General features: G+C 36.5%; 24 protein-coding genes. All 24 read right to left on the bottom strand.

Going from position 1 to position 24,379, the window contains the following annotated elements; translation table 11 throughout:
• Nucleotides 1-12: 12 nt before the first annotated feature.
• A complete protein-coding gene (gene lepB, locus IGI43_RS13800; protein WP_438758356.1) occupies nt 13-843 on the bottom strand; it encodes a signal peptidase I in 831 nt (276 codons plus the stop codon).
• Nucleotides 844-993: 150 nt separating this feature from the next.
• A complete protein-coding gene (locus tag IGI43_RS13795; protein WP_438758355.1) occupies nt 994-1,395 on the bottom strand; it encodes a LysM peptidoglycan-binding domain-containing protein in 402 nt (133 codons plus the stop codon).
• A 32-nt stretch (nt 1,396-1,427) separates the two neighbouring features.
• Nucleotides 1,428-2,780 carry a hypothetical protein gene (locus tag IGI43_RS13790; protein WP_438758354.1) on the bottom strand — a complete coding sequence of 451 codons (1,353 nt, stop codon included), beginning with the start codon at nt 2,778-2,780 and terminating at the stop codon, nt 1,428-1,430.
• A 31-nt stretch (nt 2,781-2,811) separates the two neighbouring features.
• Nucleotides 2,812-3,513 carry a hypothetical protein gene (locus tag IGI43_RS13785; protein ID WP_438758353.1) on the bottom strand — a complete coding sequence of 234 codons (702 nt, stop codon included), beginning with the start codon at nt 3,511-3,513 and terminating at the stop codon, nt 2,812-2,814.
• A 395-nt stretch (nt 3,514-3,908) separates the two neighbouring features.
• Complete coding sequence (locus tag IGI43_RS13780; protein WP_438758352.1) at nt 3,909-4,286, bottom strand: type II toxin-antitoxin system PemK/MazF family toxin; 378 nt, start codon at nt 4,284-4,286, stop codon at nt 3,909-3,911.
• 15 nt (nt 4,287-4,301) lie between these two features.
• Nucleotides 4,302-5,420 (bottom strand): alanine racemase, encoded by a 1,119-nt coding sequence (gene alr / locus IGI43_RS13775; protein WP_438758351.1) that lies wholly within the window; start codon nt 5,418-5,420, stop codon nt 4,302-4,304.
• A 93-nt stretch (nt 5,421-5,513) separates the two neighbouring features.
• Nucleotides 5,514-5,867, bottom strand: a complete 354-nt coding sequence (gene acpS / locus IGI43_RS13770; protein ID WP_438758350.1) for a holo-ACP synthase — start codon at nt 5,865-5,867, stop codon at nt 5,514-5,516.
• 316 nt (nt 5,868-6,183) lie between these two features.
• A complete protein-coding gene (gene cshA, locus IGI43_RS13765; RefSeq protein WP_438758349.1) occupies nt 6,184-7,725 on the bottom strand; it encodes a degradosome RNA helicase CshA in 1,542 nt (513 codons plus the stop codon).
• 332 nt (nt 7,726-8,057) lie between these two features.
• Entirely contained in the window at nt 8,058-9,425 is a 1,368-nt protein-coding gene (locus tag IGI43_RS13760) for a UDP-N-acetylmuramoyl-tripeptide--D-alanyl-D-alanine ligase (protein WP_438758348.1), read from the bottom strand.
• 131 nt (nt 9,426-9,556) lie between these two features.
• Nucleotides 9,557-10,633: a D-alanine--D-alanine ligase gene (locus IGI43_RS13755; RefSeq protein WP_438758347.1), complete on the bottom strand. Its 1,077-nt coding sequence runs from the start codon at nt 10,631-10,633 to the stop codon at nt 9,557-9,559.
• 349 nt (nt 10,634-10,982) lie between these two features.
• On the bottom strand, nt 10,983-11,423 hold the full coding sequence (locus IGI43_RS13750) for a YaiI/YqxD family protein (RefSeq protein ID WP_438758346.1): 441 nt from the start codon (nt 11,421-11,423) through the stop codon (nt 10,983-10,985).
• 30 nt (nt 11,424-11,453) lie between these two features.
• On the bottom strand, nt 11,454-12,464 hold the full coding sequence (locus tag IGI43_RS13745) for a hypothetical protein (RefSeq protein ID WP_438758345.1): 1,011 nt from the start codon (nt 12,462-12,464) through the stop codon (nt 11,454-11,456).
• Between the two features lie 197 nt (nt 12,465-12,661).
• Nucleotides 12,662-13,672 (bottom strand): sugar kinase, encoded by a 1,011-nt coding sequence (locus tag IGI43_RS13740; RefSeq protein WP_438758344.1) that lies wholly within the window; start codon nt 13,670-13,672, stop codon nt 12,662-12,664.
• Between the two features lie 254 nt (nt 13,673-13,926).
• A complete protein-coding gene (dagF, locus tag IGI43_RS13735; protein WP_438758343.1) occupies nt 13,927-14,670 on the bottom strand; it encodes a 2-dehydro-3-deoxy-phosphogluconate aldolase in 744 nt (247 codons plus the stop codon).
• A gap of 14 nt (nt 14,671-14,684) precedes the next feature.
• Nucleotides 14,685-15,779, bottom strand: a complete 1,095-nt coding sequence (locus IGI43_RS13730) for a DgaE family pyridoxal phosphate-dependent ammonia lyase (RefSeq protein WP_438758342.1) — start codon at nt 15,777-15,779, stop codon at nt 14,685-14,687.
• Nucleotides 15,769-16,878, bottom strand: coding sequence for an amidohydrolase/deacetylase family metallohydrolase (locus IGI43_RS13725; RefSeq protein ID WP_438758341.1), 1,110 nt, complete (start codon nt 16,876-16,878; stop codon nt 15,769-15,771). The genes IGI43_RS13730 and IGI43_RS13725 overlap by 11 nt, the downstream gene beginning before the upstream one ends.
• An 8-nt stretch (nt 16,879-16,886) precedes the next feature.
• The gene (locus tag IGI43_RS13720; RefSeq protein ID WP_438758340.1) at nt 16,887-17,975 is read right to left on the bottom strand and encodes a DUF871 domain-containing protein; all 1,089 of its coding nucleotides are present in this window, start codon (nt 17,973-17,975) and stop codon (nt 16,887-16,889) included.
• A 314-nt stretch (nt 17,976-18,289) separates the two neighbouring features.
• Nucleotides 18,290-19,609, bottom strand: coding sequence for a PTS sugar transporter subunit IIC (locus IGI43_RS13715; RefSeq protein ID WP_438758339.1), 1,320 nt, complete (start codon nt 19,607-19,609; stop codon nt 18,290-18,292).
• A 124-nt stretch (nt 19,610-19,733) separates the two neighbouring features.
• Nucleotides 19,734-20,396: a DUF4310 family protein gene (locus IGI43_RS13710; RefSeq protein ID WP_438758338.1), complete on the bottom strand. Its 663-nt coding sequence runs from the start codon at nt 20,394-20,396 to the stop codon at nt 19,734-19,736.
• A 24-nt stretch (nt 20,397-20,420) separates the two neighbouring features.
• On the bottom strand, nt 20,421-21,203 hold the full coding sequence (locus tag IGI43_RS13705; RefSeq protein WP_438758337.1) for a DUF4311 domain-containing protein: 783 nt from the start codon (nt 21,201-21,203) through the stop codon (nt 20,421-20,423).
• Complete coding sequence (locus IGI43_RS13700) at nt 21,204-21,578, bottom strand: DUF4312 family protein (protein WP_438758336.1); 375 nt, start codon at nt 21,576-21,578, stop codon at nt 21,204-21,206.
• A gap of 120 nt (nt 21,579-21,698) precedes the next feature.
• Nucleotides 21,699-22,052, bottom strand: a complete 354-nt coding sequence (locus IGI43_RS13695) for a glycine-rich SFCGS family protein (protein WP_438758335.1) — start codon at nt 22,050-22,052, stop codon at nt 21,699-21,701.
• Between the two features lie 58 nt (nt 22,053-22,110).
• Nucleotides 22,111-22,449 carry a PRD domain-containing protein gene (locus IGI43_RS13690; RefSeq protein ID WP_438758334.1) on the bottom strand — a complete coding sequence of 113 codons (339 nt, stop codon included), beginning with the start codon at nt 22,447-22,449 and terminating at the stop codon, nt 22,111-22,113.
• Nucleotides 22,446-24,323, bottom strand: coding sequence for a BglG family transcription antiterminator (locus IGI43_RS13685; protein WP_438758333.1), 1,878 nt, complete (start codon nt 24,321-24,323; stop codon nt 22,446-22,448). The genes IGI43_RS13690 and IGI43_RS13685 overlap by 4 nt, the downstream gene beginning before the upstream one ends.
• Between the last annotated feature and the right edge of the window lie 56 nt (nt 24,324-24,379).

Below are 24,379 nucleotides of genomic sequence, written 5' to 3'. Positions count from 1 at the left end.
TTTATCGTTTTTTTATTTGATAAATCCAATATTATTAAACGGTGCAAACCTAAAAGAGACAACCCCTTCAATCGCTCGACCATCCACTAATCCAAACGTTCTACTATCACTAGAATTATTCCGATTATCTCCTAATACAAAATAATGCCCTTTAGGAATTTTTTTTAATTGGGACATTTGCTCCAAGCTATCTTCTGTCAGGTTTACTTTGATTGTTCCATCAGGTAATTCATTTGCAGCAGATAATTCTGAAACTTTTGGTAAAGACTCAGCCTGATGGTTGATAAATAAGTCACTATCTTCAGTCCAAACTAAATCTCCTGGCATACCGATAACTCTTTTCACGTATTGGAACTCACTTTTAACAGGTGGTTTAAATGTAATGATCTCATATCTTTCAGGTTCTTTTGTACGACGAACAATCACTCGATCTCCATTTAATAATGTTGGCTTCATTGAATCCCCATCCACCATATGAGGTGATGTATTCAAAATAAAGAAAAAAACAAAAATCGCAACTACTACGATAGGAAGCATAAATTTGATAATTTCAATAATATTCTCTTTTCTTTTTTTCTTCTTTCTTTTTTCTAATTCTTCTTTAGATATTTTTCTCTTTTTTCTCTTTTTTTTAATAGGTTCAGATACCTTAACTCGTTCTTCTTTGGATCTTGGTTTAACTTTTGCTGCTCCCTTTATTTCTTCTGTTCGTTCTCTAGGTTGGGAGCGTTTTTTCTTAGGGCCAGATTGTGGACGTTTTCTATTTTTAGCTTTTTTATTTTTATTGAACTTTCTTTTTAATTGCCGTTTCAGCCGTTCAAAACGTACTCTTATTTCATCCATGATACACCTCAATCAAAATGATTAATACTCTTAGTTAAGAATAACAGACTACTATATTTTTTTCCATACAAAAATCTTGCAAAGCGTTTTTTGGCTTATACAAAAAGGGAGCGGGGCAAACTCTAAAGTTTTGCTCCACCCACCTATATCTTACTCCTGATCGAATACTAATTCTTGCCCCTCAACGATGACACTACTACTAAGCTGATTTTTGTTCATTAATGTTTGAATTGATAGGCCTGAATCTTGAGCAATTTCCCATAAAGTCTGACCATCTTTTACAACATAGACTTCTTTTGGTGCTTCTTTTTCTTTTTGTTCAGCAATGGTATTTTCAGTTGCCGTTTCTTGCTTTGGTTCTGCTTGTGTAGCTGGAGGTGTTGGCGCAGGTATAATCGCCGCTCCACCATCAGCTGTTACTGGTGCAGATGCCGTACCGCCTGCTGATGCTCCTAAAACCAATGAACTAGACATAAAGTAAATAGCAGTACTAAACAATATTGCAGAAAAAACCAACAGAATAGAATATTTTTTATTGATTCGTTTTTTCATATTGTTCTTCCCTTCATTCGTTTTGTGGTCGCTTAGTTTCCTGATTTATCCAAACGTGATAATTTACTTAGACGTTCTTCTAATTCACGATAAATTGTCATTACTTCATTTTTAGATTCTTCTACTTCATTAGAAATATTTTTCGCACGATTTCCAATATTTAACATTTCAAGTTCAGCTGAGTTGACCATATGTTTCGCTTCAACTTGAGCTTCACTAATGATGCGATTTGCTTCTTTCTTAGCTGAAACCATTACCTCACCGATTTCTTGTTGTGATTTCAAGGCTTCTTCTTGTAGAGATTGGTTTTTCAATAATAGATCGTTGATTTGTTGTTTTGCTTGCAATAGTTCAGCTAATTGATTTCCTGTAGCTTCGCCTGTTGCAGAAATATTACGCATTGTTTCAAGTTCAGCATTTAAACTTTCTAGTTCTTCTTCTTTTTCTTTATAAATACTTCTTAAACCAGCTAACTCAGATTCAAACACATTTTTTTGAATTGAATATTTGTCATTCAACCCTTGGATACGGCCCAGATTGTTTTCTAATTCACTTTTTTCTTTTAAAACTGTTTCTAATTCTTTTTTCAATTCATCAACTCGGCTGTTATCAACGGTAACATCACTAGTTGTTGCTAAAGAAACTTCTTTTTCTTTCAATTCTTCGTTTTCTTCTTGCAATCGATGCATTTGTTCTTGAAGATCAGCAAGTTTTTGTGTCAACTCTTGATTTTCTTTATCAGTAGTTTGAAGTTTTTCATTTAATGATTCTAATTCCATCTTCACCGTCTCCAATGCTTCTTGTTTTTCTCCGATTGTTCCTCGGGTAGCCAAATCAGCTTGTAATTGTTCTATTTCTTTATTTTTTTCAAGAATTTGCAGTTCTAATGCTTTGTCTTTTTCAACAAGAGCAGTTTCTAAATAAGCAATTTGTTCTTGTCCACTGACATTCTCTTTTTTCAACTCTTCTATTTGTGCCTTTAAACGCGTCAGTTCTTCTGTAGAGTCAGAAGCTTCATTCGCATCTTCCAGTTCAAAAATCTCTGTTTCTTTTAGGTTGAGCTGTGTCGCTAATTCATCATTTTTTTCTTTTAATGATTCCAGTTCATCCTGACTACTTTCGACTTTGATCACTAATTGTTTATTTTGTTGAGATAAACGGAAATTTTCATCCTTATTTTGTTCAAATTCAGATTCTTGCAATCTGTATTCTTCAATCAATTCTCTTAAACGAGTAATCTCTTGTTCTTGTTCAGCTATTAAACTGCGATTATTCGTTGTTACCGCAGTTTCAGGTTGATCATTGACCGAAGTAAAATCTACCTCTTGTGTTAGTTCTTCTTCGGAAACCTCGTTAATTTTTTTGATTAACCGTCTCTTTGCCATGTATTTTACACCCCATCTTTTATTTCTTTACTCATTTGTCTAATACCACTTTTTCTAAGTTACTTTCTTTCGATTCTCTTGTATAAACAATCGATTGTTTAGATAGCTTGTTCGTTTTATCTCGATATGTAAAGTTAAAATCAATCATCATGATTTCTTTTACTGGCTGTAGCTCTTTGATAAAGGTTTCAATATTCTTTTCAGCTGTTTGGAAATCACTAAACGTCAATGCTGTAGGAAAAACTGATACGGTCAGTGTTTCAGTTTTTTGACTGATCAAGATTGCCACATTGGCTTCTCCAAAAAAGGGTTGCCAATCTCTTATAAGTTGAAGTTCATAATTGTCTAATGCTTGAGCGTCTCGGCTTTCTACGACTTTTTGCCAAGGAAATTTAGTCAATTTCAATGTATTTTCTTCGTAGCTTTCAATTTCAGCACCAGAAGCTGCTCCTCTGGATCCTCTAACCTCTTCTATCTTCCATTCTAAATCTTTATTATCTTTTCTTAAAGTATCTTGATTATAAATTATCCCAAAAAGGACTAGGCAAAAAATAATTGCTGCAATCATTAAAAATAATAATGATCGATTATTTTCTTGATACTTATAAAAATTAATCTTACGTTTCATTTTTGGACTATCAGAATCTAAGCTCTCCAGTTGGAATCGAACGTACAACTGATAACTGAAAAAAAGAAACAGTATTACTACTAATGCAAACATAAAAATCGTCATCAAATATAAACTCCTTTACCCATTAATAAAAAAACACTAACTATATCTATTTATTCGAAAGTTATCCACTTTCCACCCAATTATACATAGTTTATTGTAACATTACGTATCGTTATTGCCAACTTTTTTTTATAACGAATGATAAAAGTCAATAAAAACAGGATATCCATCTATAAATTTTAGGATTTTTTTAGGATTTTAACTAGATGGAATTGTTTATAAGCACTTGTGTTAACGTTTTCTGTTATAAATGATGGGATTTTTATTATTCATTAATAAATAACACTCTAATAAGTAAAAACAAGGTTCTCCTATTTAGGATCACACTGTTTCGATCGACTCTCCTATTCTTAATAAAAATAGGATATGTTTTCCATTAAAAACACCAGATATCTTTAACGATATGTACCAAGATTTTCTTCTAATTCTGCTTCTACAATTCCTACGCTAACACCCAATGCACGATCAACTGAGTCCATGATTTCTAAACCTAAGTGGCAAACTTTTTCTTTTAAACGGATTTTATCGATAGTACGGATTTGTTCTAGTAAAATGACCGAATCGCGTTCGATCCCTGTTTCTTCTGAATTAATTCCTATATGTGTTGGTAACTTTGGTTTAGCCATCTTCGCTGTGATTGCAGCAACGATAATAGTTGGACTAAAATGATTACCTAAATTATTCTGTATGACTAGTACTGGACGTACTCCCCCTTGTTCTGATCCTACGACAGGGGATAAGTCTGCAAAATATATGTCACCCCTTTTGACCATTTGAAACCTCCTATTCTATTTATACTCCTTTGGTATACGTTCTGAAAACGTGCATGCGACTTCATAATGAATTGTCTCTAGTTTGTCTGCGACCATCTGCATAGTAATAACCTCTCCATGATCGTGTCCAATCAATGTGACTTGTGTTCCTACGTCCATTTGTCTTGGTAAGCGAATCATGCATTGATCCATACAGATCCTTCCAATAATTTCACACAGCTCGCCATTCACTAACACTGAGAAGCCTTGTAAATGTCGTAACCAGCCATCTGCATAACCAATTGGTACAGTCCCAATCCATTCATTTGCAGTTGTTATATAAGTGTGTCCATAACCAATTCCTTCTCCAGCTGAGAGCTCTTTTACTTGAATCAATTTCGAGACTAAGCTCAGTGCAGGATTCAATGGATAAACTTCTGGCAACGCATGTCCAGATGGATTCAGTCCGTACATTGCTATCCCAAAACGAATCATATTTCCCACATTGTCAGGATGCCAAAGCGCTGTTGCACTATTGCTTACATGGACGTATTTTGGTAGTTCAAAAAGCACAGACAAGATTTCTTGAAAACGATGTGTTTGTTTTTCAAAATAACTTGCGTCTTTCTCATCTGCTGTAGAAAAATGCGTAAATAATCCTTCCCAAATAAGTGTCTTCTCTGATTGTACTAATTCAACTATCTGTTTTACAGCCTCTGATGTAGTGAATCCAATGCGGCCCATTCCAGTATCAACTTTTATATGTATTTTCAATGGTTTTTGTGGTTCTATATGGGTTAGTTGTTCTATCGCTTGTTCTAGCCATTCTTGCGTTGCTACCGTGACAGATAAATCGTACTTCAGTAACAAATCTATGTAAGAAACATCTACGACACTCAAAATCAGTATCGGCTCTTGAAAACCTGCTTCACGTAATTCTATCGCTTCATCCAAGATTGCTACACAAAATCCAGTAGCGCCTCCCTCTCTTGCCGCTTTGGCCGTTTGAACAGCGCCGTGACCATATCCATTTGCTTTGACTACCGCAAATAATTCTGTCCCTTTTGGCATTCGTTTTACTTCGTTGCCAACATTTTCTTTAATTGCTTGTGTATCGATCACTAATTTTGTGGGACGATGCCATCCTACTGCCATATGTGTCCTTCTTTCTTTTAAGTTGAAACAAGATCTGATCAAAAATTTTGCTCAACCTATATTCAAATTAAATAGATAAAATCAAACGCCTACTTACACAGTTTCCAAAATGATTTGAGCAACCGCAAAGGTTTCTGTATGTGAGATTGAAACAAATACATTCCCTTCATGAGGCGATTTGGTAACTTTCGGCGCGCCATTTTTTTCTTTTAAAATTTCAATGTCACGTAATCCTACACTTCCGATCCCAGTTCCCCACGCCTTAGAAAAAGCTTCTTTACAAGCAAATCTGCCAGCCAAAAACTCTACTTGCCGTTTATGGACCAATTTTTGAAAAAGGACATGTTCATCATCGGTCAAAACTCGTTTTACAAAAGAGGATTTGTTCTCGATAATTTTTTCGATTCTTGAGAGTTGAACCATATCTATACCAATTCCTTTTATCATTCTTATGAGCCCTCTTTGATTTATTTTATAAATTACTCTTATTCTATCAAATTTTCGCGATTTTTCCACATAATAATGTAAAATTTTAAAAAAAGCTGAATGAACTTATCTAATTTAAACTAAAAAAGAGAAAAAACCTCGTTTAATTGTTCCTATTTCGCTTTATTTCCTCTCTTTTTATTACGAAGATAAAGTGGTTAAACTTTAACAAAAAAGGGCAGAACAAAGCATAATACGCTTTGTTCTACCCTCTTAAAATTCAATAACTAGTCAAACTGAAACAAGCTGATTCTCATTTCTACTTTTTATGAATTTATTAATTTGAGTTATCTCTAATAACAAAGCTACGTTTTTTATCGTTATGACGTTTTGCTGAACGATTATCTTTGTTCTTATTGTAGCCTCCACCGTTTGCGCTACCGCCAGTGCCTTTGTTATTTTTGTTGCCACGGTAACCGCCACCGCCATTTTTATTACGATTACGGCTATTGCCACCGCCACCGCTGCGATTATTTTTATTGAATCCTTTTTTATTTGATGGTAATGGACGTTCTGGTGTAATTTTTACTGGTACAGCATCTGATGGGTCTTTAGAAATTGTTTTAAGTAATAATGCTGCTAAATCTTCAGCAGAATACTTTTCTAAAAGATTTTCAGCAGAAGGCAAGTAATTTTCCAAGCCATTTTCTGCTATTTTTTCTTCAACCGTTTCGATTGCAGCCCCTAATTGTCCTTTGAATGCTTCTTGCTCGTTTGGTGGACGTAGTGGTGTCATACGTTTTTTCGTTAGTTCTTCAATAACGTGTAAGTAGCCCATTTCATTTGGTGTAACAAAAGTAACGGACATTCCACCTTTTCCAGCACGACCCGTACGACCGATACGGTGAACATAGCTCTCTGGATCTTGCGGGATATCATAGTTGTAAACGTGTGTTACGCCAGAAATGTCTAACCCACGAGCAGCAACATCTGTCGCTACTAAGATATCTAAGTTTCCACTCTTGAATGAACGTAATACACTCATTCGTTTCTGTTGAGACAAGTCTCCGTGAATACCTTCAGCTTTGTATCCACGAGCTTCTAACCCGCGAGCTAACTCATCTACACGACGTTTTGTACGACCAAAAACGATTGTAAGTTCTGGTGTTTGAACATCTAACAAACGAGTCATGATATCGAATTTCTCGAAATCTTTTGAGCGTACATAGTATTGATCGATCAAATCAGCAGTCATTTCTTTTGCTTTGATTTTCACGTGCTCTGGATCTTTCATGAATTTCACGCCGATATTTTTAATTGCTGGTGGCATTGTCGCTGAAAATAGCAATGTTTGACGTTTTGATGGAATCTTAGAGATGATTTTTTCGATGTCTTCCAAGAATCCCATATTCAACATTTCATCAGCTTCATCTAAAACTAACGTTTCGATTGTATCTAGTTTTAGTGTACGACGATTGATATGATCCAATAAACGTCCAGGTGTTCCGACAACAATGTGCGGATTTTCTTTTAGTCCACGGATTTGACGACCGATATCTGCTCCACCATATACTGCTTGGACACGGATTTTTTTATCGCGACCTAAACGATATAATTCTTCTTGCGTTTGAATTGCTAACTCGCGAGTTGGTGCAATAACAATTCCTTGTAACACACGGTTTGCTGTATCGATTTTTTGCAACATTGGAAGACCAAACGCGGCAGTTTTACCTGTTCCTGTTTGTGCTTGTCCAATTACATCTTTTCCTTCTAATGCTAACGGAATCGTTTCCTCTTGGATGGGCGTTGCTTCTTCAAATCCTGAGCGTTCAATTGCTGCCAATAATTCTGGTTCTAAGCCAAGTTCTTTAAATTTCAAATGATATCCTCCTAAATAGTGTTTGTTGCAGAAGAAATGAATTCTTCCAGAATGATGTTACAGGTGATTTGACTTTCACTAATTTTGAAAATGTTCATGGAGTCACTGACCTTCTACACAGGTTCAGTTTATTTTCTGATTAGTGTTACCGAAAAATCCACCTTATGAAGCTACAGGCACTAGAAAAGCCAAACGAGTTCGTTCAGCTTTTTTAATCTTTATATGATAGGAAAGTATCTTCACTAGGTACTTTCGATTTATCTACTTCGATCTTTCGGCAATAGGTTATTCTAGCATATTTTTACATTTTCAGCAAGTTTTATGAAACCTCTCTAAATTTCAAGTAAGTTCGCGACAACTTCATTTAAGCCCATACCATTACTTGCTTTTAAAACAACCATGTCTTTAGGTTCAAGAATTGATTTTAACTTCGCGGTTACTGCTTCTTTTTCTTCTTTTTTAAAGTAATGGAGTTTATTTTGCTGATATTTTGCTGCAAGAATATCGTATAGCACTCGCATTTGCGTTCCATAAAGAACAACTTCTGTGATTTCTTCTGGATTTAGGTGTTCATCTGCCGAAGTATGCATAGCAGCTGAATCAGGTCCTAATTCAAGCATATCGCCTAAAACAGCTACTCTTTTGCCTTGTGTTGGCATTTGACTAAAACTATCCAGCACTAGATTCATCGCTGTTGGATTCGCATTATAAACATCACTTAGAATTTCGATCCCCGTTTGACTTTTTAACCACTCTGTTCGATTTTTTGTTAGTTGAAACTCTGCCAAACCAGCTTGGATTTTATCTTCTGAAATGTCAAACCATTGTCCAATGCTGATGGCAATCAAGGCATTGCCCACATTGTATTTACCTGGAACTGGAATAGTAAATAATGTGTTTGATCCGTTGATTCTAAAGGACGTATAGTCTTTTTGCACTTCAACGATTGTAGCTTGGCAATCGGCTTGATCAAACCCAAATGTTTTGATTGTTTGCGGCAATTCTTTTACTAGCGGTACCAGTAATGGCTCATCTGCTGGAAGAACCATTAGCCCTTCATCTGAAAGGCCAGAAGTGATCTCCATTTTTGCTTTTGCAATGCCTTCTCTTGAACCAAGATTTTCAATATGTGCTTCTCCAATCATTGTAATTGCAGCAACTTCGGGTTTAGCTAATCTTGATAGAAAATCGATCTCATTCGCATGATCCATCCCCATTTCTAAAATCAGTTTTTCTGTCTCATCAGGCATATGTAAAATCGTATAGGGCAACCCGATGTCATTATTATAATTCCCTTGCGTTTTATAGGTATTAAATTGCTTTGCCAAAACGGCTTCTGTCATATCCTTCGTTGTTGTCTTACCATTGCTTCCAGTAATTGCGATCACAGTAGGAGTCATTTTCTTTAAGTAATAAACGGCTAATTCTTGCATTGCTTTTAAAGGGTCACTGACTTGTAAAATTGGAAATTCGTCTGGAGCTGTTTCTGACGAGTTCCAAAAAGAACCTTTCGCACCTTTATCCATAGCACTTTTGATAAATAAATGACCATCATTTTCACCTTTTAAGGGGACGAAAAGATTCCCATCGCTTATCAATCTGCTATCAAATTCAATACCAGTCAGTTCAAAATCGGACCATTGTTTCCAATCATTGGTAGCTTTTGTTGCTTCAGCGGCTTCCCAGAAAGTTAATTTCATTAATTTCTCTCCTTAATAAATGTACATTAGATTGTTTACATTTTTACCTAAAGTTTTATAATCATAGCTAGTCATACATAAAAGGGCTGAGACAAAACGTCAAATGTTTTGTCTCCTCCCTTTTTAGTAGCTTATCTTTCGTAAAAACTTTGTCTTTGTTTGAAACGGTTTAAGGCTAATTGAATTAATTCTTCGATCAAATCGCTGTATTTCAAGCCCATATTTTCCCATAACAATGGATACATACTAAATTCTGTAAAACCAGGCATTGTATTCAGCTCATTTAAGAATAATTCATTTTTACTAGTCAAAAAGAAATCACAGCGGCTTAATCCGCTACCATCTAAAATAGTATACGCTTTTTTCGCAAACTCTTGTGCTTTTTGATGGACTTCATCTGGTATTTCTGCTGGAATTTGCATCGTGATCTGGTTGTCGATATATTTTGAATTGTAATCATAAAAATCGACATCTTTGACGATTTCACCTGGCAATGTAGTTCGAACATCTTCATTACCTAAAATCGCTACTTCGATCTCACGAGCCTCGATTCCTTGTTCAACGATCGCTCTAGAATCATAAAGATACGCTTCTTCTAAAGCATTTTGCAGTTCTTCACGATTTTCAGCTTTGCTGATTCCTACACTTGAGCCCATATTAGCAGGTTTCACAAATACTGGATAAATCAAGGAACCCTCACATTGTTCGAATACTTTTTTAGGATTTTCTTTCCAATCGCTTTTTAGTACAGGAACAAATGGTACTTGAGGAATTCCTGCTGTTTGAAGAAGGTATTTCGTCATAATTTTATCCATTGCATTTGCACTTGCTAAAACGCCAGCACCAACGTAAGGCATACCTATTGTTTCTAAAAATCCCTGGATCGTACCATCTTCCCCGTTTGGACCATGTAATACTGGGAAAACAATCGTATCTTCTTCTTGAATTTCACAAGGCAATATCACACGTCCCGTGAATTCACCCCATTTATCTATTTCGCCTTCTTCAGACCAAGTTAATTTCAGAATATCTTGATTTTCTGGTTTTTCAGTCAAAAGCGGGCCTTTGACCCATGTACCCTCTTTACTGATAAACACTAATTGAACTTGATAATAGTTGTAGTAAATCGCATTTAAAACGGAATAGGCAGACAATATAGAAACATCATGTTCCTCACTTCTCCCACCATATAGCAATGTAATCTTCAAATGCTTTTCCTCCTAATTTTTAAAGCGTAGCGGGCTCGTTTAACTCTGACTGAAAAATAGGAAAATATGAGAGTGGCACTTTTAACCACAATTAGATTTTCTTTTTCCGAAGAGCTAGCCTATAACGCTAGGTAGTATAAATATCATTAATATCGGATCCCACAAATAAATTTAAAATAGTTCCTTCATATTTTAGCATAAAAGCGTTAGTCAGAATAGAAACAAATCATAAAATCGATGAATTTTTTGCATTATTATTTTTTCGAACAATTTGAGTCTTTTTATCCACTTAACTAAATAAAAAAATGAGACATTCTTTTGAAGAGCTTTCATGTTTAACATTCACATCTTATTTCTCAATCAGCAATACAAGATTTTCTCTAAATTTTTCACGATCTGTCTGCGTAAAAGCTTTTGGACCTTTCGTGCGTCCTCCACTTTTTCGAACCTTTGCGCTGAAATAACGTTGTTCCAACAATCCATCCATATTTTCTACTGTATATTCATATCCTAATTGATGCAACACTCGGACACCTTTAGGTAATACCAATGACGCTAAACCATAATCTTGCGTCACTAAAATATCATCTGGTTGGATCAACTGAACAATCTTATAATCGGCTGCATCAGCTCCTTTGTCTACATAGACAAAAGAAACATTTTTAGGATATTCTTTCAATGAATAATGATCAATACTTGTCACAATCACAACGTCGATCGAATAATCCAATGCGACTTCAATTGTTGTATCTTTTACTGGTGAACCATCACCATCAATAAAAATTCTCATACGCTCACCTTTCAATGATGATCTATCGTTTTAATTTAAATACCAAGCTGGATGCCGTTTTAAAAAGATAGACACTTCTGAAAAAACAGCTTCTCTCATGATTTTATACAGTTCAGGATTTCTAATTTTCTTTTTGATTGCACCCGTATATCTAGGTCGTTTGACTTTAATTGAAAGAACGATATCAAATCGTTCTGGAAAATTATCGACAGTTAGATACTTCAAACGATTGGTTTCCTCTAAAAACTGATTGATTGCATCCACCGTTCCTTGAATAAATCCATCAAGATGCGTGCCACCATCAGAAGGTAGATGTCCATTGACGAAACTATCCTTAATACTAGTCGAACCATTTTTTGAAATAACAGCTTGAATCGAGACGCCTTCACTAATCGTGTTGATAATCAAAGGCTCCGAACCTCTCGTAATACTGTCATCTTTTTGAAAAATATACTCAACAAGTCCTTGTTCATAATGAAACTGATTTTTCTGATTTTTCCCGTCAGTCAGCGTGATGGTCAAACCACTGTTCAGCATCGCCAATTGTTGACAACGATTGAATAAAATGAAATATGATAGCGGCTTATTACCAAATAAGAGCGCATCAGGTGTAAAAGCCAATTCAATTCTTTGCCCTTCATCTTCTGACGGAATCAGCGCTTTTTTATTTAACTGCCCATTTTGATATATCTGAATCGTTCGTTTTCCTAATTTTTCTATACCAAAACCTAGTTGCTCCGACAATGCATTGACCACTGAAAGAAAAAGGTACGGCGTTGTATACTGCTCTTCTGGTATTTTATCTAAAAACAATCCTTTTTTACTGAAAAAAGAAAAAATAAATTGTTTCTCTGAAAGTTCGATCGAAAGTTCTGTCTGCCTTAAATCAACCGCTAATTGAAGTAAATGATCCAACACTTGTAAGACCATACTTTCTAAGCCTGTCGGACCAATTCCACCAATGTACATACCTGGTCGTTTCCGAATACTATCTTTCAAAACATCATCGTCTAGAGCTTTCCAAATATTTTCATCGGTCATGTTGATTTCCTCCTGTAAACAGACTTTTTATATACGTTTAACGTACAAAATAATAGCTCTACTTCCTTAGCATACCAATTTATCTTCGCCACGTAAATGGTTTCGCTAAATTCCGTACTTCTCTTCATTATAATGAAAAAAAGAGCAGAACGAAAGTAGTATAAACGCATTTATACTATTTCATTCTACTCTTTCTCTCAACGGATTAAATCGACCGTTGGCTGTTCCATGATATGTCTGACCTGTTTTCGTGTTGTAAGTGGTACATCACCTTGAATCGTATGAGCTAAGATACCATTTGCTGTAGCAAACTCTACCGTTTCTATTAATGACCATGACTCACTATACCCTAGCAAGACACCTGCTGCATACGCATCACCTGCACCGATTCGATCTAAATTTGTGATCTCTCTGGGAGCTGCTTTTTCATATTTTTCTGAATCAAATAAAAATCCAGTTAAATAATGTTTATCACGTTCATATTGGCGAATCGTTCCAGCAAAATACGCAATTTGATATTTCTGCATAAATCGATGCACTATTTCTTCAAATTGTTTGTCAGTATCTAACGTTTCATTAAGAGGCATCTCTAATAAATCAGTTAAATCTCGCTGACTGCCAAATACTAAATCACAATACGGCAGTATTTTTTGATATTGTTCTTTCATGAATGAAATGCCATGAGCTTCGTTTAAACTAGGACGAAAATTAAAATCAAAACAAACTTTTTTACCCAATGTATGTGCCTTTTCAGCTAAAATAAACGCAGCCTCACGAGTCGCTTCAGTCAAACTTAAAGAGATACCACAAATATGAACCAAATCTGTTTCCTCTAAAAATGCATCAAAATCATAGCATGAAGCATCACTCACACCAAAGGAACTATTTCGACGATTTTGATAGGTTACTTGAGTCGGTCTTGGTCCAAATCCCATTTCTGCAAAATAAGAGCCGATATGAGCGCCAGATACGCCTATCCAGCGATCTTGAATACCTAGCTGACGAACACTTGCTTTAGCGGCTTCACCTAAACGATTATCAGGAAGATTCGTCAGTAAGCTTGTTTGACAGCCAAAATGAGCGAGATTACTTAAAATATTGACGCCTGTTCCTGTAAAGTCTAAACGTAACTCTTTAGTTTGTTCTAGCATCAAATATTCTGGCGGTGTCAAACGCATCATTATTTCACCAAAAGCTGCAATTTTCATTCTAATCCCTACCTATTTTCTAGCTTTTACAAGCTAGACCTTCGGGAAAAAGATAAACCTTGAATGTGGCAAAAAACGCCACAGGCAAGGTTCCCTATTTTCCTGTCAGGTCTGAACGAACTTGTTCTGCTTTTATTTTTATCTAGCTTTACAAGCTAGACCTTCGGGAAAAAGATAAACCTTGAATGTGGCAAAAAACGCCACAGGCAAGGTTCCCTATTTTCCTGTCAGGTCTGAACGAGCTTGTTCTGCTTTTATTTTTTCAATGTATTTTTCATCATGCCAAGCAATGTTTTCACATCTTCTGGTCTTGTATCTCCTGTTGCTGAATCGATGATTGAGCTATATACGTGAGGAATGATTTTCTTCACGCCTGCATCCACTGCAATTTGCACGATTTCTTCAAAGTTTTCTAAATCGATGCCCCCCGTTGGTTCTAGATAGAAATCATATTTAGCACAAGCTTGTGCAACAGCTTTGTATTCTTCGATGTGTGCTAAACCTTTCATCGGGAAGAATTTGATTGAGCTACCGCCCATGTCTTGTAATAAACGGATTGCGGTTTCGATCGTTACTTCTCCTGCTGGGGTTTGTGAGCTTAATGGACCTGTTGCGATATTGACGATACCAACTTTGCCTGTTGGTGAGACTAAGCCGTTTACGATTGTTTCATTTTGTCCTAATAAAGCACGAGATGTGCCTACACCTGTAAACACTTGGTTCACATGTTGTGGTTGTAAGTCTTTTGAAATTCTTGAAACCATTTGACTTTGGTTTGGATCTCCTGCACCTAAGCCGACAGATAAAGCATTGTTGATTTTGGCTGAATATTTTTTCATGTCTTCAATCGCCATTTCGTCTGTTGGGTAGTTTTTAGACAATACGCCTAAAACAATATGCCCTTCTGCAGCGTCGTAGCAGTCTTTCGCATTTTCTACTGAGTTAGCTAGGACATTTAAACAAATGCGGTCCTCTAAATAGTTTGGTGTTAATGTCATAATTTTTCTCTCCTTTAGTTCATAATCTCTTGTAGTCTTTTGGTCATTTTATTCATTTCTTCTTCATTGACTGAACGAATATCGAATTCAATGATACCGTTATTCGCTTGATATTCACGAGTGTAAATTGCTGGACTTTCAGCTTTTAGTTCTTGAATGACTTCTTTGGCAGATTTTTCGCCGCTTACTTTGATACTGGCACGGTAGATATCCCTTCCAGCTCCGTCTTGAACAACTTTGGCTTCGATGTTTTGGATGTTGTTCAAGTCTTCAATAAATGGTGCTAAACGTACTTGCATTGCGTCTCCAGATTCACTGCCATTTTCCACATAATCTTCAACCGCTTGAGTGAATCCTAAAATATTGTCTTTGCCTATTTTCATTGCTCGTCCGATGCCTTTACCTTGAAGACGGATCCATTCGATATAGTCTTTTTTCCCAATTACAAGTCCTGCACTTGGTCCTTCGATTGCTTTAGCACCACTATAAATCACTAGATCTGCACCTAATTCGATATATTGGAATAGGTCCTCTTCCGCTGCCGCATCAACGATCAATGGTAACTTATGCGCTTTCGCTACAGCTGCGGCTTCTGCCACACTTAACATACTTTTTTGAACTGCGTGGTGGCTCTTGATGTAAAGGATCGCTGCGGTTCGATCGGTGATCATCATTTGAATATGCTCTTTCGAACACATATTAGCATAACCCGCTTCCACAACTTGTCCGCCACCTTGTTGGACCATCAATTCAACTGGTGTGCCATAATCCACATTGTGCCCTTTTGGTAAGATGATTTCACGTTTCACCACTTTATCAGTGTACGGATGATACGCATGATATATAGACCCTTCGCCAATCAAAGCCGCCACGCTTTGCGCGATTCCAGCAGATGCGGAAGAAACAACTTGCGCATCTTCAACCTTCAATATTTTCGCTAAATAAGCACCTGTTTGGATACTTAGTTCACTCATCTCGAAGAAATGCTCCCCACCGAATTTTTGAGCCGCTAAGACATTTTCAGAAACCTTTGATACACCTAAAATCGTCATTCTACCTGAGGCATTGATGACTTCTTTTAAATTGAATTTTTCGTAACTAATTGTCATAAACTGTTCCTCCAATAATGGTTTTTACAGGTTTGATCACTTCTTTTGCTTCTCTTGTGAAACCATTTGAATCAGTCAATTTCTTTTGGCCTGTTTCGATTGTAAAAATCGTGATATCTCCATCATATCCTTCTCTTAAATGTCCTTTTGTGTCAAAATGGAAATTTTTAGCTGGAGTAGCTGTCACTTTCTCAATAATTTCAGCCCATTCATAGCCTACAACACGCAGTTTTTCCATAGTTGTCGCTAAATCATGAACTGGTCCTTTTTCACGATTACGGATATAAATATCCGTACTTATCGAAGTTGCTTTCATCCCTTCGTTTAAAGCAGTTTCTGCAACATGAAAATTAAAACTGTCCGTTCCATGACCGATATCAAATACAATCCCTTTATCGTAAGCTGTCCAGACAAAGTCTTTGATTTGATCTGTTTCTTTGTTTAAAATCCCGTTAGGTTTCCCATTGAAACAATGAGTCAAGATATCGCCTTTAGACATATGTGCTAAGATTTCATCCAATTCTGGAGGTGCCGATCCAATGTGCACCATCATCGGTAAATCATTATTTTTTTTCTGAATTTTCTTTGCCATTTCTAAAGGCGTGATTCCATTATCACCAATAACCGTTTTACTCATGCGAGCTTTGATTCCTACGATGAAATCAGGTAGTTCAGCCAAGGCTTTGTGAACTAATTCTTCTTTCACTTTACTTAAATCTGCCAGCTCGTCTTGTTCAACAATGCCCCATTTTGAAATATTTACTAAAGCATAGACATTGGTTTTTGCTTGTTTGGCTAAATCGTAAAAATCATGGATATTTTCTGCACCTGTAGTGCCAGCATCGATTACTGTCGTTACACCTTTTTTGACACCAATTTCATCTGGAAAATCGTAGTATAAGGTCATCTTTTCAAAACAATGAACATGATCGTCGATCCAACCGGGTGAAACGTATGTGCCTGTCTCTAACTCAATCAACTTTTTGCTCTTTGCTTCGATTTTATCTGCAACCTTTGCGATTTTTCCAGCACTAATTGCTATTTCTATTGGGTTTCCTTCAATAGTTTTCCCATTTTTTATGACCAAATCGTAGCTCATTTTATCTCCTACTTTTCTTTAAATCTAAATTTTGTCCAAGGTTTTACAAAATCCAACAACAACAATTCTTTCTCTGTTATTTGACCTACTTTATTTTTTCGGTTATCTGAATGTGGCTTTAAAACAATTTGTAACTCATTTTTGTATTTCCCAAATGCATCATTACCGATCACAACATCACCCATTTGAAACATTTGCGTATTATCATGTGCTGGATTCGCTTCATTTTTGTATTTTTTACGAACTTCGGTTGAACGAACGACTTGGTCAGTGATATCCCCACGACGGAAGTGCTGTTCAGTCAAAGCAATTTCTTTTTCAACGTTACTTGCTTCATCAGTAAATTCAATCGCTAATTCTAATTGATAACGATTTAAGCTACCTAATAGTTCTATCTCTTCATCCGAAGCATACGCATTTCCAATGATCACATCATCGATTAATCCCGTTGCAAATAAATGCTTTGCTTGAACATCCACCGGCAAATGTCGATGCATTTCTAACGTCGGTAACCCATCGTTCACATCCCAAGGACCAATTGTCCCCGCTTGAGAATTGATAAATGCCGCAGTACGAATCCCATGCTTTTTAAAACGAACACTACAACGCTCAAAAAAATCATACGGTAATGCGGTCCCTTCTTGCGGATAAAAGTTATGACACCCGTAAAGAAATGGTACATTTGCTTCATATGTCAAAATATTATCAAGATAAGCTACATCATTACTCATATTCAACTCAATCGCTAAATCAAATGGATTAAACGTCAACTTTGCTTCTTTATTTCCATCAAATCCAGCATCTAAACGAATTCCATCCGCACCAGTCTCATAAAAGAAGGTCAGATCATCATATGAAATTTGTAACTCATCAAAAATGTTTGGTGCAACATCTAAAATCGTTTCATAACCTAAATCTTTCGCATATGCAATCAACGATTTAAATTTTTCTTTTACAACTTCTTTGCCTTCCGATACTTCCAACATACTCATAAAAATCCGTGAAAATCCACATTTACTAGCTTTTTTTAAATACGCTTTATCTTTATCTATATCACTATGATCTGGATAAACAGATATACCTAATACTCTTTTCATTCCTTTTACCCCCGCTTTATATGGTCGAATTTATTTCTATATTTCCAAGAAAGTACTGAGCTGCAAAAAATAGTACCGGTTCCTACTATAAATATAGGCTGTTTAACTAAAATTCCAATGACGATCGATATAAAAATCAAACCAATTGAAATAAGACATAGATGGAACAACCGTAAATCAGTAAATTTTTCTGGCAGCCAGTTTCTTTCAATCATTACTTGACTAAGAATAAAAAATACTATGAACCAAATGAACATGACCCTAATCACCAAAGAGGGTAGTAACGCTACTACCCTCCCTCTCTTTTTTCTTACTTATACAGCTGCTTTTGCTTTCTTTTCAGCTGCTAACTCTTCTGCTTCTTTATCTAACTGTTGTTTTTCATATACTTTGAAGAACGGGTAGTAGATCGCCAAAGTAATTGCGAAATTGACACAGACAAGAAGTGCTGCAGGAACGCTCCAGTTTGTACTCATCCAAGCAGCGATCGGCGCAGGTATTGCAAATGGTAAACGTGCTGCCATCATCGGAATCACATTTGTAACAGTTAAGAAGTAAGAAAATGTTGTTGTGATCAAGGGCGCCACGATAAACGGAATCCCTAAAATTGGATTCATCACGATCGGTGTACCAAAGATTACAGGTTCATTAATATTGAACAATCCTGGTAAGAAGGATAAACGTCCTAAACTTTTCAAGTATGTTGATTTAGAAAACATCATTAAAACGACTAAAGCTAAGGTTGTACCGGCACCGCCGATCCAGATAAACCATTGTAAAAATTGCTCCGTAAAGATATTAGGCAAATTATGAACAGATGCCCCTTCTTGAAAGGCAAGTGTATTCTCAGCAATCGACATATCCCAAAACGGTCTGATAACAGGTCCCATAATTGCTGGTCCATGAATCCCTAACACCCAGAAGAAACAAATCAAGAAAACTGTAAGGAGTCCGCCAAACAAGCTATTTCCAGCTAATGTATCTTTCAGCGGCATCAATAACGTACTCAAGAAACCATTTAAGTCAAAACCAATAACATGGCGAATCACCCAAAATAGTAATAAAATCACAGCGCCTGGAATCAACGCAATGAAAGAATTAGATACTTCTGGTGGCACACCGTCTGGCATCTTAATTGTAATATCTTTTTGAACAAAGAAACGATAAATTTCAACAGAAACCAGCGCTGTAACAATTGCACCAAACAGTGAAGCAGAACCGATATTGGCTAAATTGATGTAACGACCAGCACCAATCACATCTTTGACATCTTCAAAAACCCGTGTTGGGGGTGCCGCTGTTACCAAAAAAGCCATAACAGCTAAAATTCCACACGTTAAAGAATCCAATTTATAACTTGTCGCTAAAGAAGAAGCAATCCCAAAGGTTGCATACAACGCCAAAATCCCCATCGTATATCGTGATGGAATATCCAAAACTGCCTGATAAGGCTCAATAAACTTCATATAAGCATCAATCGGAATATTCTGAAATACTGTAAAAAAAGCCCCTACGATCGTCAAGGGCATTGTTGCAATAAGCCCCTTTCTAATCGCTGTCATATGTCTTTGAGAGCCAAACTTATTGGCAATCGGCATCAATTTTACTTCCATCCACTGCACAAAACCATTCATTTCTTTTTGTCCTCCGTTCAAAAATTAGTATGAATTAAAAATCAAATTATTTCCAATTTATAATAACATAGTAACATTATAATGTAAACGGTTTTCAAAAGAAAAGTGCAATTTCGCTTTGCTTTTAACTAGGTAAATCAACAGGAAATATTGCACCAAATATCATCGCACCTAAAATCGCGCCACCTGCAATTGGTTTTTTCCAAATATAGAAAATCACGGCACCAACGATCGACCCAATCCCAATTGGAGCAGAAGCGCCGCATGCACTGATGATGATCAAAGGTCCCAAGAAACGGCCAGAAGCATTTCCTGCACCCATCATGACATCTGCACCAAATGTAGAGTTTGACTGATTGATCGTAAATTTACGAATCATGATAATAATTCCACCGATGATCAAGCCAAGAATCATACCTGTCAATAAGGAAAGTCCAAAATTTTCAACGGGCGCCGTAATTCCCATACTTAAAAGAATCGCGGGAACCCCAATCCCAACTCCTGTTAAAATCGCACCACCAATATCTAAAATACCAACTAATGATCCTTCTAAAATGCGGGCAAACAAGAAACTTGCACCAAATGCGGCAGCCGCCCCATAAGAACCACCATCCATACCAGCTTTCAACATCGCAACGATTGCCACTTCATTAAATGCCCCTACACCATGCTCTATATACATATGTGTTCCAGCAAATACACCTGCTGACAATAGCCCGACTAAAATCGGAAATGACCAGTCAGCAAACCAAAAATTCTTTTTTTCTAACGCCACTATTTCATCCATCACAGTTCCTCACTTTCGACTTAATTATTTGCCAACACTAAAAATATCATGCATATTTTGCAACCAAATAGGAATTTGCAAACGGAAACTTTCGATCATTTGTAAATCAAATCCGCGGAAAAAAGCACTAAATACAAATAATAAAATTACTGCGGCCATCATACTTTTAGTTACTCTAGTCCAACCGATTTCATCCACACCTTTACCGATTAAAATTCCTAATACAACACCTGGAACTGCATTGCCCATGATCATTGTTGCAAGTCCTCCAAAAATCGTGGCCCAAAAACCCGAACGCTTTCCAGCATCGATCGCAGCTAACCAGAATAAAACTGGCATTACTGTGTTGATCAATAAATTTGCTGCCGGTACTAAAACTGCAACGGCTGTTACTTGCAACGACTCAGGAATTGCTGAAGCTGTTGTATTCAAGAAAGCCACAACTAACATTCCTATAATGGCTCCGGATATTCCCATCTTTTTAGGATTGTGCATCGTTTGCGCAATATCTTTATTTTTTACCAACAAGGCCGCTGCTGCCCAGTTTGGGATAACACGATGATCGACATCTTGTGTAAATGCCCCTGCTCCAACTGTGGATGCCCAAGCATTAAAGAAGAAACCTAATCCAAAAGAAAAGTGACTGGCCGCATCCCCTTCACAAGCGTTCATTTCACCTAATGTTCTAAATGCACCTAGTCCTTGTGTATTGGGCGCATGAAACATTCTTGCAGCTCCAGCTCCAGCTGAAAATCCAACTAAACCTCCAATCAATAACGATTTGATCAAAACAACTAAAACATCCATTTAATTTGCCTCCTTATACATTCTTTTTTTCTTTCCAAAAAAGATAGGAAAACCATTTGGATCAGCAACTTTTTTCTCCACAAACGAGACTGTTTCCATTTCAATCAATGTGATTTCCACTTCAACATCTAACAGTACACGATAATCTGCACGCACCCTAGGTAAGAAGAAAAAGAAAAAACGTTCTGTAAATGTTTCTTGTTCTGCTCTTACAATCTGAATGGTCATCGGTTCGATCCGAACGATTACGTCATTTTTTTCTTTTAGCACCTGACTATGAATTTGATTCAATGCATTAGCAAAAGCCAAGTGCTTTTCCTTGCCTGTTCCTTCAACTCGAATGATCTGGCGTTTTTTAGTTGTTACTTTCCCCATTAAATTTTCCTCCTATTTATTAAAACTGAGCTGGCTTGTTCGACCTTGACAGAAAATAGGTGAAATTAATTAAGACGTTTTTTGTCTCACTCCATTTTTTCCGAAAGGTTATTTCAGCGCCTATCCGTTTTTTTTCATGTATGCTTCAACAATCCGTTTACCCAAGTCTTCTTGATCCATAAATCCAAAACCTAAAACAGTTTTCCCATCATTGATTGCTGTCACACCTTCATCAATAGAACGCATACCATGACGTTCTGGATAACCGTATTTTGTAGCAGCCGTTAATGCACCTGCACCGCCACTTCCACAAAATGAAATTCCCAAATCAGCATTTTCTTGCTGCATTACATCCCCTAAACGCATATCTGCTCCCATACCAGGAACAACAACTGCGCGACCTCCTGCAGCCTCCACACCTTTTGCGACATTTTGTCCTTTACCTAAACGATCTGCTATTACTACTGTTACCATGATTTATTCCTCCAATTTTTTTATTTAAACGCTTGATAAAAAAGACTTCAACACTTTTTTATCCTTCGTTTTGTTTAGCTGTTTCAAAATGAATCGATAATACATACATTTCATCTTGCGGTAAATTTCCAATATGCTGAACCACTTCATTTGCGATCATTAAGGCTTCTTCGGATACCTCTTCAAACATGACTGGATCAACTCCTGACATTTGTTCCCCAGCAATCGAGCGTTTAATCATTTCATTGACATGATTAATCAAAATCGTCCATTGTAAGTCTGTCGGTTGAATCGCTTGTTCTTTCAATAATTCACTTATTTTTTTGAGTACCGTTCCCAACTCGCCTTTGTTTGAACTTTCATCAATGATTTTTTTAGCATCCTCATTTAACTTCATACAAGTTCCTCCTTTTCTATATAATTCAACAGCGCGGTAATCTCGGCTTGATTAACCATCAAATCACTTTTAGCAAAAATCTCTTCGATGCGTCCAACCAATTCTTTCTGGTCCAGTAAGGTTTCTTTGATGATATTCCCTTCGTTTTCATATTGGCTATCAAATGTGATTCGATGAACCATCAGCATTACATGAAGCAAAAATGCTTCTTTATATTCCTGCGATAATTTTTTGGCGAACGCTTTTAGTAGTTCTTCGTAAATCACATATGTCCGTACAAGAATATCCCGACTTTCGGCTTCGATTCCTTGTTTTTCTTTGACTTGCTGACGAGGGACTAAACGTGGTACGTTTCCAGCCTTCGTCTGGATCAAGATTTTATTAACTTCTTCTTGGATAGTATGAATATCTACTTCCGTTGGCAGCGGATTGACTTTAACAAAAGGACGATTCATACTTTCGATCGGAAAAATACTCAAAACTAAATCTGGATTTTTTTCTTCTATTACATCCACTCCATTTAAAACAGAAGCAAATCCAGCTATTTCAACATTCGAGACCTCTTCCATAATTTTCTGCTCGATCAAACTCGTCACACCTAAACCGGTCGAACACACGTATACGATTCTTACCACGTTGACTTCATGCAAATTTTTCTCATATGCAACTAGAAAGTGCAAAGCAATGTAGGCAATAAATGAATCATTTATCAACAAAGCAGATCCTACAATATCACTTTGACTTGCAAGCTGGATTGCTGAAAATAATTGTGGATACTTCGCTTTGATATCATCAACAAACGGATTATACTCATTTATAAACAGATGCTTTTTAGTTAAACGTAAGGATAAATGAGCGAAAAGATTTGTAAATAACTGATGATCACGATAAAAAGGAAAATCGACTTCTTTTGAGACATCTTTGATCAACTCTTCTGTCAATCCGACGATGTCTTGCTGATTATTTGCAACAAACACATCACTATAAATATAAAAATATTCATCTGCCAAAAGCGGTAGCTCGTAATGATCAAAGACTTTTTTCATCAATAAAAACGGCAACTCTTGCTTTTGCTCTAACACATTTTGATTTGCTAACATTTTATATCCGCCAACCGTATGATGAAGCTGCATTCTTGAAGCCGCAATCGCTACACGTAATGTGATCGAAAGTATTTCAGCATAATTAAATTGATCAAATAAAGAAGGATCTAACAGTCCCGTCATTTCTTTTAAGGCAACTTGATAAATTTTTTGAAAAATTGTATTGACGCCAACATGAACTTCCTGCATTTTTTTCTGCTGTCCTAAGTGGACAAAATAACTCATGATTTGATAAATATCATATTCAGTTATTTCTTTTTGGGTGATGTATTCCATCAGCAATCGTATTTTACTTTCTTTCCCAACAATCGAAAATCCTAGCCGACTTTGGCGATTAAGTGCAAGGTCATACGTTTGGGTCAATTCTTCTACACGATCTAAATCACTGATGATCGTATTTCTGCTGACCTGTAAATCATCTGCCAACGCTTGTGACGTTAGACAGTTAGGCGCTAATAACAATCGAAAAATCAATTGATTTACTCTTAGTTCCTGATCCGGATAAGTTTCAAAACGTTCTACTTCAATAATTTCATTTTTCAAGGTCAATCGTTCTGAATCAGGTATTTCTAACCAAATACCTTTATTACGACGCGCTTTAAGTAAAACGTTCTGTTCTTTGAGCCACTCACGTACATTTTCTAAATCATATTTAATTGTCCGGACACTAACATGGAAGGTTTCTGCCAATTCTTTTGTCGTAACACTGTCTTCTAAATCTAAAAGCAACAACAAGATTTTTATTGCTCGTTTTGATAAGTGCAGTGACATTCTACTCACCAACTTTCTTTCCCTTACACTTGAACTATAGCGTGATTTTTATTGCA

This window comes from Enterococcus sp. AZ126 (genome assembly GCF_051714545.1).
Classification (GTDB): Bacteria; Bacillota; Bacilli; order Lactobacillales; family Enterococcaceae; genus Enterococcus_L.
This window is presented reverse-complemented; position numbering and strand designations above follow the sequence as displayed.